At 66.6% G+C, this 14421-nt stretch carries 13 protein-coding genes; 11 read left to right on the forward strand and 2 right to left on the reverse strand.

What is annotated here, in order from left to right:
* The first annotated feature begins 103 nt into the window (after positions 1-103).
* The 4 genes from B6K69_RS14180 to B6K69_RS14195 are packed head-to-tail and all read left to right on the forward strand — an operon-like array spanning position 104 to position 5659.
* Positions 104-811: a TetR/AcrR family transcriptional regulator gene (locus tag B6K69_RS14180; RefSeq protein WP_107673677.1), complete on the forward strand. Its 708-nt coding sequence runs from the start codon at positions 104-106 to the stop codon at positions 809-811.
* Positions 812-834: 23 nt separating this feature from the next.
* On the forward strand, positions 835-1833 hold the full coding sequence (locus B6K69_RS14185) for an HlyD family secretion protein (RefSeq protein ID WP_108644951.1): 999 nt from the start codon (positions 835-837) through the stop codon (positions 1831-1833).
* 4 nt (positions 1834-1837) lie between these two features.
* Positions 1838-4540, forward strand: coding sequence for a ribosome-associated ATPase/putative transporter RbbA (gene rbbA / locus B6K69_RS14190; protein WP_108644242.1), 2703 nt, complete (start codon positions 1838-1840; stop codon positions 4538-4540).
* Positions 4541-5659 carry an ABC transporter permease gene (locus tag B6K69_RS14195; protein WP_108644243.1) on the forward strand — a complete coding sequence of 373 codons (1119 nt, stop codon included), beginning with the start codon at positions 4541-4543 and terminating at the stop codon, positions 5657-5659.
* A gap of 50 nt (positions 5660-5709) precedes the next feature.
* On the opposite strand, the gene B6K69_RS14200 is transcribed toward B6K69_RS14195, so the two are convergent.
* Positions 5710-7287 carry a 2-isopropylmalate synthase gene (locus tag B6K69_RS14200; protein WP_107673674.1) on the reverse strand — a complete coding sequence of 526 codons (1578 nt, stop codon included), beginning with the start codon at positions 7285-7287 and terminating at the stop codon, positions 5710-5712.
* A 296-nt stretch (positions 7288-7583) separates the two neighbouring features.
* Here B6K69_RS14200 and B6K69_RS14205 point away from each other — a divergent pair, with 296 nt between their 5' ends.
* The 5 genes from B6K69_RS14205 to B6K69_RS14225 all read left to right on the forward strand — a co-directional run bounded on the left by B6K69_RS14205 (position 7584) and on the right by B6K69_RS14225 (position 12540).
* Positions 7584-9113 (forward strand): cryptochrome/photolyase family protein, encoded by a 1530-nt coding sequence (locus B6K69_RS14205; protein WP_108644244.1) that lies wholly within the window; start codon positions 7584-7586, stop codon positions 9111-9113.
* 58 nt (positions 9114-9171) lie between these two features.
* Entirely contained in the window at positions 9172-10407 is a 1236-nt protein-coding gene (locus tag B6K69_RS14210) for an MFS transporter (protein ID WP_108644245.1), read from the forward strand.
* Positions 10408-10459: 52 nt separating this feature from the next.
* Positions 10460-11119, forward strand: a complete 660-nt coding sequence (msrA, locus tag B6K69_RS14215; RefSeq protein ID WP_108644246.1) for a peptide-methionine (S)-S-oxide reductase MsrA — start codon at positions 10460-10462, stop codon at positions 11117-11119.
* 83 nt (positions 11120-11202) lie between these two features.
* Complete coding sequence (locus B6K69_RS14220; RefSeq protein ID WP_108644247.1) at positions 11203-12096, forward strand: 50S ribosomal protein L11 methyltransferase; 894 nt, start codon at positions 11203-11205, stop codon at positions 12094-12096.
* 69 nt (positions 12097-12165) lie between these two features.
* The gene (locus B6K69_RS14225) at positions 12166-12540 is read left to right on the forward strand and encodes a hypothetical protein (RefSeq protein ID WP_228156747.1); all 375 of its coding nucleotides are present in this window, start codon (positions 12166-12168) and stop codon (positions 12538-12540) included.
* 170 nt (positions 12541-12710) lie between these two features.
* Here B6K69_RS14225 and B6K69_RS14230 read toward each other — a convergent pair whose 3' ends face one another.
* Positions 12711-12914: a DUF1127 domain-containing protein gene (locus B6K69_RS14230; protein WP_107673760.1), complete on the reverse strand. Its 204-nt coding sequence runs from the start codon at positions 12912-12914 to the stop codon at positions 12711-12713.
* Between the two features lie 316 nt (positions 12915-13230).
* Between B6K69_RS14230 and ruvC the strand changes: the two genes are divergently transcribed.
* Both ruvC and ruvA read left to right on the forward strand, forming a co-directional pair.
* On the forward strand, positions 13231-13743 hold the full coding sequence (gene ruvC / locus B6K69_RS14235) for a crossover junction endodeoxyribonuclease RuvC (RefSeq protein ID WP_107673668.1): 513 nt from the start codon (positions 13231-13233) through the stop codon (positions 13741-13743).
* The gene (ruvA, locus tag B6K69_RS14240) at positions 13740-14420 is read left to right on the forward strand and encodes a Holliday junction branch migration protein RuvA (protein WP_108644248.1); all 681 of its coding nucleotides are present in this window, start codon (positions 13740-13742) and stop codon (positions 14418-14420) included. The genes ruvC and ruvA overlap by 4 nt, the downstream gene beginning before the upstream one ends.
* Position 14421: the final 1 nt, after the last annotated feature.

Consider the following 14421-nt stretch of genomic DNA (forward strand, 5'->3'; position numbering starts at 1 on the left):
TTTATGGGCGCTTCACGGCAGCACAGCCGATTTGCTGCGACAGTTTTGTCATTTTGACAAAACTGTCATTCACAGTTCCGAAACCCGGCTCTATCCTGCCGTCATGTCCCTGTCTGCCCCGCCTTCCGATCACCGGACCCGCACCGCCGAGCGGCGGCGCGATGCGATGCGGCGGCGGCTGATCGAAAGCGCCGTGCCCCTTTGGGAGGAACGGGGGCCGGATGCGGTGGTCATCGACGATGTGGTCCGCGCGGCGGAGGTCGCGCGCGGGACGTTCTACAAATACTTCGCGTCGGTCCATGACCTGAAGGTGGCGATCAGCGAGGAGCTGGCGGCGGAGCTGATTTCGCAGATCGAACCCGTGGTCCGCCCGGTTGCCGACCCGGCCCGGCAGATTGCCCTGGGCATGACGCTGTTCATCGAAACGGCGCGGGCCTTTCCGTTGCTGGCGCATTTCTTCCGCGCGACCGGGCTGGAGGCCGCGGGGCCGGCGGCGCTGTTCTATGACTATCTGCCGTCCCATCTGGCGGAGGGTGTTGCACAGGGGCGGTTCCTGGATGATCCGCCCGCGGTTCAGCTTGATCTGATCGCAGGGGCCGCGCTTCTTTGCGTGCTGCGGCAGATCGAGGGGCCGGCCGAGCCGGGGCATGTGCCGCGGGTGGTGGCCTCGGTCCTGCGCGGGCTTGGGCTTTCGGGGGCCGAGGCCCGGGCCGTTGTTGCCGATCTGGATGCCTGCCCGCTGTCCCTGCCTGACCAGAGCCTGCTGGTGCGCGCGCACCGCCGGCTTGAAACCGTCTCGACCCCGCAATGAACGAACGACCGGAGCGCCTGCCGATGAAGCCCCTTGCCCTTGCTGCCCTGCTGGCGCTGTCCTGCCTGCCCGCCGCGACACAGGCCGAAACGCCGTTCGAGGCGCTGATCGCCCGGTTCCGTGGCGGCGACGCCTATGCCGGGTTCACCAGTTCCAACGGCCGGCTTGAGGCGCAGTCGGTGGCGGTGGCCTCGAAATATGCCGGGCGGGTGACCGAGGTTCTGGTGGCGGAGGGCGCGCTTGTCGAGGCCGGGACGGTTATCGCCCGGCTGGATGACCGCGACACCCAGGCCCGGATGCTGGGCGCCAAGGCCGATGTGCTGCGTGCGCGTGCCGCCCGCCAGATTGCCGAGGCGGCGGTGATGCAGGCGCAAAGCACGCTGGACGTGGCCCGCACCAACCAGGAACGGATCAGCAAGCTGAACGCCGATGGCCATGCCGCGCAATCGGTGCTGGACGATGCGACCAATGCGCTGACCTCGGCCCAGGCTGCGCTGGCCATGGCGCAGGCGCAGGTGGCCGATGCCGATGCGCTGATCGAGGTGTCGGGGGCGTCCTTGCGGCAGCTTGAGGTGGCGCTGGATGACCTGACCATCCGCGCGCCGACGCGGGGCCGCGTACTGTACCGGCTGCGCGAACCGGGCGAAGTCATCGCGGCGGGGTCTTCCATCGTCACGCTGCTGGATCTGAGCGATGTCTGGATGAACGTCTACCTGCCGGCCGATGCGGTGGGGCGGCTGATGCTGAACGACGAGGCGCGGCTGATCCTGGACCCGATCCCGAATTTCGTGGTGCCGGCGCGGGTGACCTTTGTCTCACCCGAGGCGCAGTTCACGCCGCGGTCGGTCGAGACGGCGACCGAACGGCAGGATCTGGTGTTCCGCGTGAAGCTGACCATTCCGCGCGAGTTGCTGGAAAGGTTCGAAAGCCAGGTCAAGGCCGGGGTGCGGGGCATCGGGTTCGTGCGATCCGACCCTTCGGCCGACTGGCCGGCCGAGCTGTCCGTGAAGCTGCCGGAGTAGGCCGATGGACCCGGTTGCCCGGTTGCAGGGGGTCAGCCATGCCTATGGCGGCAGGCCGGCCCTGACCGATGTCACGCTGGATATTCCGGCGGGCTGCATGGCCGGGCTGATCGGGCCGGACGGCGTGGGCAAGTCCACGCTGATGGCGCTTGTCGCGGGGGTGCGGCAGCTTCAGAGGGGCCGGGTTTCGGTTCTGGGCGCCGATATTGCCGGGGCGCGGGCCCGCAGCGCCATTGCGCCGCGCATTGCCTATATGCCGCAGGGGCTGGGCCGCAACCTTTACCCCACCCTGACCGTGCGCGAGAACCTTGAATTCTTCGGGCTGCTGTTCGGGCAGGGCCCGGCAGAGCGGGGTGCGCGGATCGGGATGCTGCTCAAGGCGACCGGGCTTGATCCGTTTCCCGACCGCCCGGCGGGCAAGCTGTCGGGCGGGATGAAGCAGAAGCTGTCGCTGTGTTCGGCGCTGATCCATGACCCTGACCTGCTGATCCTGGACGAGCCGACCACGGGCGTGGACCCGCTGTCGCGCGGGCAGTTCTGGGATCTGATCGACCACATCCGCGCCAGCCGCCCCGGCATGAGCGTGCTGACCGCCACCGCCTATATGGAGGAGGCCGACCGTTTCGACTGGCTGGCGGCGATGTATTCCGGCCAGGTCATCGCGCGCGGCACCCCGGCCGAGCTGCGGGCGCAGGGGGGCGCGGCCAGTCTTGAGGCGGCCTTCGTCAATCTGTTGCCGCCGGCGCGGCGCGGCGATACCACGCCCGTCGTGCTGCCCCCGCGCCCGGCGCACGAGGGGGCCGCGCCGGCCATCGAGGCCAGCCACCTGACCATGCGGTTCAACGAGTTCACCGCGGTCAGCGATGTCAGCTTCACCATTCCCGAGGGCGAGATCTTCGGGTTCCTGGGGTCGAACGGCTGCGGAAAATCGACGACGATGAAGATGCTGACCGGGCTTCTGACCCCCAGCGAGGGCACGACCAGGCTGTTCGGCGAACATCTGACCACGGGCGACATGCAAAGCCGGCTGCGCATCGGCTACATGTCGCAGGCGTTTTCGCTGTATGGCGAGCTGACGGTGCGGCAGAACCTGGCGCTGCACGCCCGGCTTTACGCCCTGCCGCCCGAAGGACGCGCGGCCCGCATCGCCGAGGTCTTGCGGGATTTCGATCTGGACGATGTTGCCGATACGCGGCCCGAAGACCTGCCGCTGGGCATCCGCCAGCGGTTGCAGCTTGCGGTGGCGGTGCTGCACCGGCCCCGCATCCTGATTCTGGACGAGCCGACCTCGGGCGTTGATCCGGTGGCGCGCGACGTGTTCTGGCGCAAGCTGATCCGGCTGTCGCGGCAGGAGGGCGTGACCATCTTCATCTCGACCCATTTCATGAACGAGGCCGAGAGGTGCGACCGGATTTCCCTGATGCACGCGGGCAGGGTGCTGGACGTGGGGGAACCGGCCGAGATCGTGGCCCGCCATGGCGCGCCCACGCTGGAGGCCGCCTTCATCTCGGTGCTGGCCGCCGAAATGGGCGAGGCCGCGCGGCCGCTGGCCACGGGTCCGCTTGACCTGCCGCCCGCGGGGCCGGCGCGGCTGGCCTGGGCCGTGCGCACGCGGGCCTATGCCTGGAGGGAGGCGCTGGAACTGATGCGCGACCCGATCCGGCTGCTGTTCGCGCTGGCCGGGCCGCTGATCCTGTTCATCACCATGGGCTATGGCATTTCCTTCGACGTGGACGAGCTGGCCTTTGCCGCCCTTGACCAGGACCAGAGCGCCGAGAGCCGACAGGTGATCGAGGGGTTCACCGCGATCCGGCAGTTTGCGGATGCGGGGCCGGTCTCGGGGCCGCAGGATCTGATGGCGCGGATGGGGCGGGGGGAAATCGCGCTGGCGCTGGACATCCCCGATGGCTTCGGGCGCAAGCTGGCGGCGGGCGAGGTGCCCGAACTCTCGGTCTGGGTCGATGGGGCCATGCCCTTTCGGGCGGAAGTGGCGCGGGGATATGCGCTTGGGGTGCTGAACCGCAGCAACGAGGATCTGGCGGCGGGGCAGGCGGTTTCAGCCCCGGTCGGTTTCGAGACGCGGTTCCTGTTCAACCAGTCCTTCAAAAGCGCCAATGCCATGGTGCCTTCGGTGATCATGCTGATCCTGATGCTGATCCCCGCGATCATGGCGGCGATCAGCGTGGTGCGGGAAAAGGAAACAGGCACGATCGCCAATTTCCGGTCAACCCCGGTGACGCGGCCCGAGTTCCTGATCGGCAAGCAGCTTCCCTATATCGTGGTGGCCTGGGCCAGCTTCTGGATGCTGGTGCTGCTGGCCCGCGGGCTGTTCGGTGTTCCCTTCACCGGCAATGTCTGGGCCTTCGGCCTTGTCGCGCTGGCCTATGTCACGGCCTCGACCGGCTTTGGACAACTGATGTCGGCCTTCACGACGACGCAGGTTGCCGCCGTTTTTGCCACCGCCATCATCGCGATCATTCCGACGGTGAACTTCTCGGGCCTGATCGTGCCGACATCGACGCTGGCCCCGGCCGGGTGGCTGATCGGGCAGGCGTTTCCGGGGGGCTGGTTCCAGCCGGTCAGCGTGGGGTCTTTCGTCAAGGGCTTTGGCGGGGCCGATCTTGCAGGACCGGGGCTGGTGCTGGCGGGGTTCGCGGTCCTGTATCTGGCCCTGGCCGTTCTGGGCCTGCGCAAGCAGGAGCGATAGATGCAGAGCGTGAAGAACATCGCCACGCTGACGGTCAAGGAACTGCGGGCCCTGGCGCGGGACCGGGTGATGCTGGTGCTGATCCTTTACGTCTTTACCGCGGCGGTCTGGCTGGTGTCGAACGCCGCCTCGACCGAGGTGCGAAACCTGTCGGTGGGGGTGGTGGACGAGGACCAGAGCCAGCTTTCCGGGCGCATCACCGATGCCATCCGCCAGCCGATGTTCGCCACGCCGGTGCCGCTGACGCCGGCACAGGCGGCGGCCGGGCAAAAGGCGGGCAATCATGTGCTGGTGCTGTCCATTCCGCCGGGGTTTGAGCGCGACCTGATGAAAGGAAAGCCGGCCAGCCTGCTGCTGCTGGTGGATGCCACGGCGGTGGCCCATGCCGGCAACGGGGCCACCTTCCTGCAACAGGCGGTTCTGAGCGAGATCGCCGCCTGGGCCGGCCCGGACGCGGCGAGCGTGCCAAAGGTCGATGTGGCGTTCCGCAACCTCTACAACGCCAACCTGACGCCGCGCTGGTTTACCGCCGTCATGCAGTTGATGAACAACGTGACGATCCTGATGCTGATCCTGGCCGGTTCATCGCTGATCCGCGAACGCGAGCATGGCACCATCGAACATGTGCTGGTCATGCCGGTGCATCCGCACGAGATTGCGCTGTCGAAGATCCTGGCCAACGGGATGGTGATCCTGTGCGCCCAGATCCTGAGCCTTGTTCTGGTGGTGGAAGGGCTGATGGGCGTGCCGGTGGCCGGGTCTTTGGGCGTCTATATCGTGGGGGCGGTGGTCTATGCCCTGGCGGTGGGCAGCATCGGGCTGCTGCTGGGAACGCTGGCGCAGAACATGGGGCAGTTCGGCCTGCTGGTGATTCCGGTGATCGTGGTGATGCTCTTGCTGTCGGGCGGCATGACACCGATCGAATCCATGCCCGACTGGTTGCAGATCGTCATCCGCATTGTCAGCCCCGCGCCGCATTTCGCGGCCTTTGCGCAATCTGTTCTTTACCGGGGGGTAGGGCTTGCGGCCGTCTGGCCGCAGATCGCGGCCATTTCCGCCATGGCGGTGGTTGCGGTGGCCGGTGTGCTGTGGCGCTTTCGCAAGTTGCTGGCGGGCTGAGGTGACGGCTTGCCCGGTGCCCCGCGTTGCAGGGCACCGGGCGCTGCCGGTCATTCGCCGTGGTGATAGGTCACGGTCTTCACATCCTCGCCGGGGGCGGTTTTCTGGCGGCGGATGATCAGGCGGTTCAGCGCGTTGATATAGGCGCGGGTCGAGGCGACGATCGTGTCGGTATCGGCGGACGAGCCGGTGACGATGCGGCCGTCTTCCTCCAGACGGACCGAGACGGTGGCCTGCGCGTCGGTGCCTTCGGTCACGGCATGAACCTGATAGACCTGCAGCCGCGCCTTGTGCGGGAAGAGCATCTTCACGCAGTTGAAGGCGGCATCGACCGGGCCGTCGCCGGTGGCGTCGATGTGGTGATCGGTGCCGTCGATGGTCAGGATCATGTCCGCTTCCTGCGGGCCTTCGGTGCCGCAGATGACCCGCAGCTTTTTCAGTTGCAGGAATTCATAGGCATCGTTGGTCTGTTCATCCGCGACCAGCGCGATCAGGTCATCGTCGTAGATTTCCTTCTTGCGGTCGGCCAGCGCCTTGAAGCGCACGAACACGTCATTCAACTGGTTGTCGGCCAGATCGAAGCCCAGTTCCTTGAGCTTGGAGCGCAGCGCGGCGCGGCCCGAGTGTTTGCCCATGGCGATGTTCTTCGCCGTCAGGCCGATGTCTTCGGGACGCATGATCTCGAACGTCTGGACGTTCTTCAGCACGCCGTCCTGATGGATGCCGGATTCATGTAAAAAGGCGTTCTTGCCGACGATGGCCTTGTTGAACTGCACCGGGAAGCCCGACACCTGGCTGACGCGGCGCGACAGGTTCATGATCTTGGTCGAGTCGATGCCGGTGCGGTAGGGCAGGATGTCATTCCTGACCCGCATCGCCATGACCACCTCTTCCAGCGCGGTGTTGCCAGCGCGTTCGCCAAGGCCGTTGATGGTGCATTCGATCTGCCGCGCGCCGGCCTCCACAGCGGCCAGGGCGTTGGCCGTGGCCATGCCCAGATCGTTGTGGCAATGGGTGGCGAAGACGATGGTATCGGCCCCCGGCACCCGCTCCAGCAACATGCGGATGATCTTGGCGGATTCGAACGGGTAGGTGTAGCCCACCGTATCGGGGATGTTGATCGTGGTCGCGCCGGCCTTGATGGCGATTTCCACCACGCGGCAGAGGTAATCAGCCTCGGTCCGGGTCGCGTCCATCGGCGACCACTGGATGTTGTCGCACAGGTTGCGGGCGTGGGTCACCGTGTCGTGGATCCGCTCGGCCATCTGGTCCATGTCCAGATTGGGAATGGCCCGGTGCAACGGCGAGGTGCCGATGAAGGTGTGGATGCGCGGCGATTTCGCGTGCTTCACCGCTTCCCAGCAGCGGTCGATGTCCTTGGTATTGGCGCGGGCCAGACCGCAGATGGTGCTGTTCTTCGCGCGCCGGGCGATTTCGCTGACGGCGGCGAAGTCGCCCTCGCTGGCGATGGGGAAGCCGGCCTCGATGACATCGACCCCCATTTCATCCAACAGGGTGGCGATTTCGAGTTTCTCTTCATGCGTCATGGTCGCGCCGGGCGACTGTTCGCCATCGCGCAGCGTGGTATCGAAAATCAGGACGCGGGGTTGCGCATTCGTGTCGGTCATCGGGGAAATCCTTGGAGTCTTAGCCTGTTTGCGTGGTCCGGGCGCTGGTCACCTCCGAGCGGTCGCGCCCAAGGGCACGCTCAGAGGCGGCTAAGAAGAAGAAGGCCAAGCGCGGCTGCCGGGCGGAAGCCCGTGCAGGTAGCAGGAATCTGCGGCGCTTTGGTCATGGGGCCGGACTATACGGGCGTTTTCCGCGAAGGAAAGAGCAGAAACGCATTCCCGGCGGGCTGGATGGCGGCGGCAGACGGATTAGGTTCCGCCGCAGCACGGCCATCGGGGGCCGCAGGGAAGGGACGATGCCGAAGCCGCGGCTGATTCTGGTGCTGGGCGACCAGCTATCCGCGGATCTGTCGGCGCTGCGGGCCGCCGATCCGGCGCGCGATCTGGTGGTGATGGCCGAGGTGACGGGCGAGGGGACCAGCGTCCCGCACCACCCGCAGAAGATTGCGCTGATCCTGTCCGCCATGCGGCACTTTGCGCAGGATTTGCGGGCGGCCGGCTGGCAGGTTGCCTATTCGCGGCTTGATGACCCCGGGAATGGGCAGACGCTGGCGGCCGAACTGCTGCGGCGGGCGGCGGAAGCGGGGGCGGAGGCGCTGATCTGCACCCATCCGGGCGAATGGCGGGTGCTGGCGGACCTGCAGGCGCTGCCGCTGGCGGTGACGGTGCTGCCGGATGACCGGTTCCTGTGTTCGCCGGGTGACTTTGCGGCCTGGGCCGAGGGGCGCAAGGAGCTGCGGATGGAATGGTTCTACCGCGACATGCGCCGCAAGACCGGCCTGTTGATGGAGGGTGACAAGCCCGCGGGCGGCCAGTGGAACCTGGACGCCGAGAACCGCAAGCGGGCGGAGCGCAGCCTGTTGCGGCGAGCCCCGCTGCGGTTTGCCCCCGATGCGGTGACCGAGGAGGTGCTGACGCTGGTGGAGGCGCGGTTCGCCCATTTCGGGCGGCTGCGCCCGTTCGGCTGGCCGGTGACGCGGGCGCAGGCGGTGCAGGCGCTGGACGATTTCGTGACGCACCGCCTGCCCAGCTTTGGCGCCGAACAGGATGCCATGCTGGAGGGCGAGCCGTGGCTTTCCCATTCGCTGCTGTCGGCGGCGCTGAACATCGGGCTTCTGCGGCCGCTGGAGCTGTGCCGGGCAGCCGAAGACGCCTGGCGGGCGGGCCGGGTGCCGCTGAACGCCGCCGAGGGGTTCATCCGGCAGATCATCGGCTGGCGCGAGTTCGTGCGCGGCATCTGGGCGTTGAAGGGGCCGGCCTATCTGGAAGCGAACGCGCTGGGCCATGGCCGCGCCCTGCCGGCGGCCTATTGGGGCGGCGAGACGCGGATGGCCTGCCTGCGCGCGGCGGTGGGCCAGACGGAGGCGCTGGCCTATGCCCACCATATCCAGCGGCTGATGGTGACGGGCAACTTTGCGCTGCTGGCGGGGGTGGACCCGGCGGCGGCGCATCAGTGGTATCTGTCGGTCTATATCGACGCCTTCGAATGGGTCGAGGCGCCCAACACCCTGGGAATGAGCCAATGGGCCGACGGGGGCGTGGTCGGGTCGAAACCCTATGTCAGTTCGGGCGCCTATATCGACCGGATGTCCGACCATTGCCGGGGCTGCGGCTACAAGGTTGCGGAAAAGGTGGGCGAGGCGGCCTGTCCGTTCAACCTGCTGTACTGGCACTTTCTGGACCGGCACCGGGCGCGGTTCGCGCGCAACCCCCGCATGGCGCAGATGTACCGGACCTGGGACCGGATGCCGGCCGACCACCGGGCGCGGGTGATGAACGGGGCCGAAACCGTGCTGGCCCGGCTGGACCGGGGCGATGTGGTGTAATTGTGCCCGTCACAAGGTTCGGCTGGCCCGGCATATCCGGCCGGTGTAAGCGCGCGGCATGATCCTGCACCGCATGACCCTTGCCGAGGCCGAACGGCTGCCGCGCTGGCGGCGGCCCGAGGCGCTGCTTTACCTCATGGCCTTTGCCATGCCGATGAGCTTTGCCACCTGGACCGCGCTGCTGAACAACTTCGTGATCGAGGCGGCGGGCTTTACCGGCAAGGAAATCGGCTGGCTGCATACGGTGCGCGAAATCCCCGGCTTTCTGGCGGTGGGGGTGATCCTGGTCCTGTGGGTGATGCGCGAACAGACGCTGGCGCTGGTGGCGCTGGCGCTGCTGGGCGCGGCGACGGCGGTCACCGCCTGGTTCACCAGCTTTGGCGGGCTCTTGGTGGTGACGCTGCTGTCCTCGATCGGGTTTCATTATTTCGAGACGGTGAATCAGTCGCTGCAACTGCAATGGCTGGGCCGGGACCGCGCGCCGCGGGTGCTGGGGCGGATCATCGGCGTGGGGTCGGCGGCGTCGCTTCTGTCCTATGGGGCGATCGTGCTTTTGTGGGACAGGCTGGGCCTGGATTACAACACGGTCTATCTGGCCTCGGGCGGGATCACGCTGGCGCTGGTGGTGTTTGCCGCGCTGGCCTGGCCGCAGATCGAGGCACCGCACCCCCAGCACCGGCATATGGTGCTGCGGCGGCGCTACTGGCTGTTCTACCTGCTGCAATTCATGGCGGGCGCGCGGCGGCAGATCTATGTGGTCTTTGCCGGCTTCATGATGGTGGAACAGTTCGGCATGAAGGTTTCCGAGATGACGGCGCTCTTGCTGGTGAACTTTGCCGTCAACATGGTGGCGGCCCCGGCCATGGGGCGGGCGCTGGGCCGCTGGGGCGAGCGCAATGTGATGGCGGTGGAATATATCGGGCTGACGCTGGTGTTCCTGGCCTATGGCGGGCTGACCTGGTTCGGCTGGGGCATCGTGGTGGCGGGGGTCCTGTATATCGCCGACCAGTTCTTCTTTTCGCTGTCCTTCGCGCTGAAGACCTATTTCCAGAAGATCGCCGATCCGCGCGACATTGCCCCCACGCAGGCGGTGGCCTTCACCATCAACCATATCGCGGCGGTGTTCCTGCCGGCGGCGCTGGGCTATCTTTGGGCGGTGGCGCCGGACAAGGTGTTCGTGCTGGGCGCGGGCATGGCGGCGGTGACGGTGGGGCTGGTGATGCTGATCCCGCGTCATCCGGCGCCCGGTCACGAAACCTTGTTGTCGCGCGGTTTGGCCCGCCCGGCCGAGTGACATTCGGCCCGCGCCCCCTATATTCCTTGGGCATACAGATGAGGAGTTGCAGATGTTCCTTTTCGACCGCCGCAAGACCGAGATGGTGACCGCCGACCGCGCCCTGCCGGGCCGGGCCGAGCCGTTGCCCACCGCCGAGACGCATTTCCTTTCGGGGCTGCCGCTGAAATCGCCGGTGCCCGAGGGGATGGAAGAGGCGATGTTCGGCATGGGCTGCTTCTGGGGCGTCGAGCGCAAGTTCTGGGCCGTGCCGGGTGTGTGGCTGACCATGGTCGGCTATGCCGGCGGGTTCACCCCGAACCCGACCTACAAGGAAACCTGCACCCAGTTGACCGGCCACAACGAGGTGGTGCGGGTGATCTATGACCCGAAGGTCGTGAGCTATGACGCGCTGCTGAAGCTGTTCTGGGAAAACCACGACCCGACGCAGGGGATGCGGCAGGGCAATGACGTGGGCAGCACCTACCGCAGCGGCATCTACACCTTCGCCGAGGCGCAGGATGCGGCGGCGCGGGCCAGCAAGGCCGCCTATCAGCAGGCGCTGACCGCCGCCGGGCGGGGGCAGATCACCACCGAGATCCTGCCCGCGCCGGTGTTCTATTACGCCGAGGACTATCACCAGCAGTATCTGGCGAAGAATCCCGACGGCTATTGCGGGATTGGCGGAACCGGCGTGTCCTGCCCCATCGGGGTGGGCGTCACGGCGGCCTGAAACGGGCGCGAAGGGGCCTGACGCTTGCGCCTAAGGCCCCAACCGCGTAACGCAAGGCCCACGCCCTGACCGGAGCCTGCGATATGACGACCTATTCCGCCCTTACTTCCACGCAAGGCGAAGCCGCCGCCCGCGCCTTGGCCGAGGCGGTTGAGCGGATGGAACCCGAGCCCTATGGTGTGGGCGTCTTCGAGGTGGAAGACGGGTCGGGCCTGTGGGAAGTGGCCGGTTATTTCCACGATGCGCCCGATGGCATCATCCTGGAAATCCTGGCCACGGCCTTCGGCGCCAAATCCTTCCTTGTGTCGGAACTGCCCGAGGTGGACTGGGTGGCCAAGGTGCAGCGCGAGCTGCATCCGGTGGATGCGGGCCGCTTCTTCGTGTTCGGCAGCCATGATGCCGACAAGCTGCCCGCCGGCCGGGTGGCGTTGCAGATCGAGGCGAGCATGGCCTTCGGCACCGGCCACCATGCCACCACGCTGGGCTGCCTGCTGGCCTTTGACCACCTGTTCACCGAAGGGTTCCGCCCCGCGAACGTGGCCGACATCGGCGCCGGAACCGCGGTTCTGGCGATGGCCGCGGCCAAGGTTCTGCCCGAGGCGCGGGTGATCGCCAGCGACATCGACCCGGTGGCGGTGGATGTGGCCAAGGTGAATGTGGCGATCAACGGGCTGGAAGGCCGGATCGACTGTCTTGAGGCCGCGGGTTTCGATCACCGCAAGATCAAGGCGGCGGCACCCTTTGACCTGATCTTCGCCAATATCCTGAAGGGGCCGCTGGTCGAACTGGCGCCGGCGATGGCAACCTATGCCGCACCGGGCGGGCGCGTGATTCTGTCGGGCCTGCTGGCGGTTCAGGCAGAAGCTGTGATTGAAACTTATCTTGGGTCAGGTTTCCGTCTTTTGAATCGCAACGATCTTGGCGAATGGTCGGCATTGGTGCTGGAAAAGGCAACCGGGCTTGAAAATAACGCCTGATTAAGTTCTCCTGAGCGAACGTTCCCTTATCCGGGCCGCAGTCAGGCGGCCTGTGGAAAGGGGGGCGTGTTGGAAAACGCTGTTTCCGGTGTGCAAATGTGGTCTGATCCTAATCTCAAGGAATTTTACGGCCGCGTTGAACGTATCGAAAAGATGCGCCGCAAGGGCTATGGATTTGAGGCGCGGGGCACGCTGGGCCGGTCTTCGACTTTTCGGCGCGAAGGGTCTGTCGGGCGGCTGCTGCGGTCGCTGGTGGTGGTGATCGCCATCGGCTTTGTCCTGAAGGGCGCGATCCTGTTCCATGTCGGGGATGAAACCTATGATCGCCGCGTCGGGGAACTGGCGACCGGAACCGGCTTTGACCCGCTGGCCGCAACGCTGATGGCCGCCGATCCGGTGACGCGGATGATCGCGTCTTTCCTGGGGCAGGTCTTTCCGGCCTGACCCCTGGGCCGAGATGCCGGACTGAAAAGGCCGCCGTCGGGGCGGCCTTTTGCATGTTCGGCGCCGGCATGTGGTGCGGGGCGGGGTGCGGAAAACAGAAAGACCGCCGGCAGGTTCCCTGCGCGACGGTCTTTCATCGTCCGGCGACCGAAGGTTCGGTCAGGGGTGGCTCAGCGCCCCAGCATCTCGATATCGCCACGGCACAGGCCGATGTCGTCCAGCTCGCGGTCCGAGAGCTTCGACAGGGCCTTGCGGGTGACACGTGCGTCGTTCCAGGCGCCGATCGTCGAGAAGACGGTCGAAAGCGCGTTGAACGCACGGTAAGTCGTGATGGCGCCGAACGGCGCCGGGCGGCTCGTTTCGATGGCGGCCATGATGGTGTTCCTTTTCACAAACTACTCAATTCGGGGGCGTTGTGCCCCTCGAAGAGCGAGATAGACGTGCAGCGTGAGAAAAGCAATGAAGCGGCCAACAAGGCCGCCTTGCAGCCAATGCATGGCTGACACCAGGGTTTTGACGATTTTCAAGCAGCCTGGGCGGCTGGCCGGCGCAAACGTCGCTATTCTGCGGCTCTGCGTCGTTTTCACGGCTTTGCATACAGCCGCATCCCGAAGAATGCAACGCAGAAGTAACGTCTTGGCGGATGTTCTCTTTTCGTGCTAACCCTTCCTGCGACGAAAAGGAACAGGTATGCGCGTCATCGGCATCGACCCGGGGCTTCGGAATCTTGGCTGGGGGGTCATTGATGTGGCCGGCGCCCGGCTGTCGCATGTGGCGAACGGCATCTGCCACAGCGATGGCGCCACCGACGATCTGGCCCGCCGCCTGTGCAGCCTGCACGCCCAGTTGACCGAGGTGTTTCGCCTGTATCAGCCGGAAACGGCCGCGGTGGAACATACCTTCGTGAACAAGGATGCGGTGGCCACGCTGAAGCTGGGGCAGGCGCGCGGCATCGCGCTTCTGGTGCCGGCGCAGTTCGGGCTGGAGGTCGGGGAATATGCCCCGAACGCGGTGAAGAAGACGGTGGTTGGCGTCGGCCATGCCGCCAAGGTGCAGGTGGACCATATGGTGCGGCTGCATCTGCCGGGCGTGCAGATCGCGGGCCCCGACGCGGCCGATGCGCTGGCGGTGGCGATCTGCCATTCCCATCATGTGCAATCGGCCGGCCGGTTGCAGCAGGCGCTGCGGAGGGCGGCGGGATGATCGGCAAGATTGCCGGGCGGCTGGACTGGAAGGGTCTGGACACCGTTCTGATCGACTGTCGCGGCGTGGGCTATATCGTGCATGTCAATGACCGCACCATGGCCGCGCTGCCCCCGGTGGGCGAGGCCTGCGCCCTTTATACCGATCTGCTGGTGCGCGAAGACCTGCTGCAACTGTTCGGCTTTCCCACCATGCTGGACCGCGAATGGCACAAGCTGCTGATGACGGTGCAGGGCGTGGGGGCCAAGGCGAGCATGGCCATTCTGGGGGCGCTGGGCGCCGAAGGGGTGGCGCGCGCCATCACGCTGGGCGATGCCCGTGCCGTGCAGGCCGCGCCGGGCGTGGGGCCGAAACTGGCGCAGCGGGTGATCCTTGAGCTGAAATCCAAGGCGCCTTCGGTCATGGCGATGGGCGCGCGGCTGTCGGGCACCGCCGAGACGGTCGAGCTGATCGAGCCGGCGGCGCCGGTGGCCGCCGCGCCCCGCAAGCCCGCGAAGGTTGACGAGGCCGCCGCCCGCCGCGCGGCCGGAACGGCGGATGCGCTGTCGGCCTTGCAGAACCTGGGCTACGGGCCGGGGGACGCGGCGCAGGCGGTGGCGACGGTTTCGGGCGAACAGCCCGACGCCGACACGGCCACGCTGATCCGGCAGGCGCTGAAACTTCTGGCGCCGAGGTAAG

Origin of the sequence: Pseudogemmobacter blasticus (genome assembly GCF_003071405.1) — a bacterium.
Classification (GTDB): Bacteria; Pseudomonadota; Alphaproteobacteria; order Rhodobacterales; family Rhodobacteraceae; genus Pseudogemmobacter; species Pseudogemmobacter blasticus.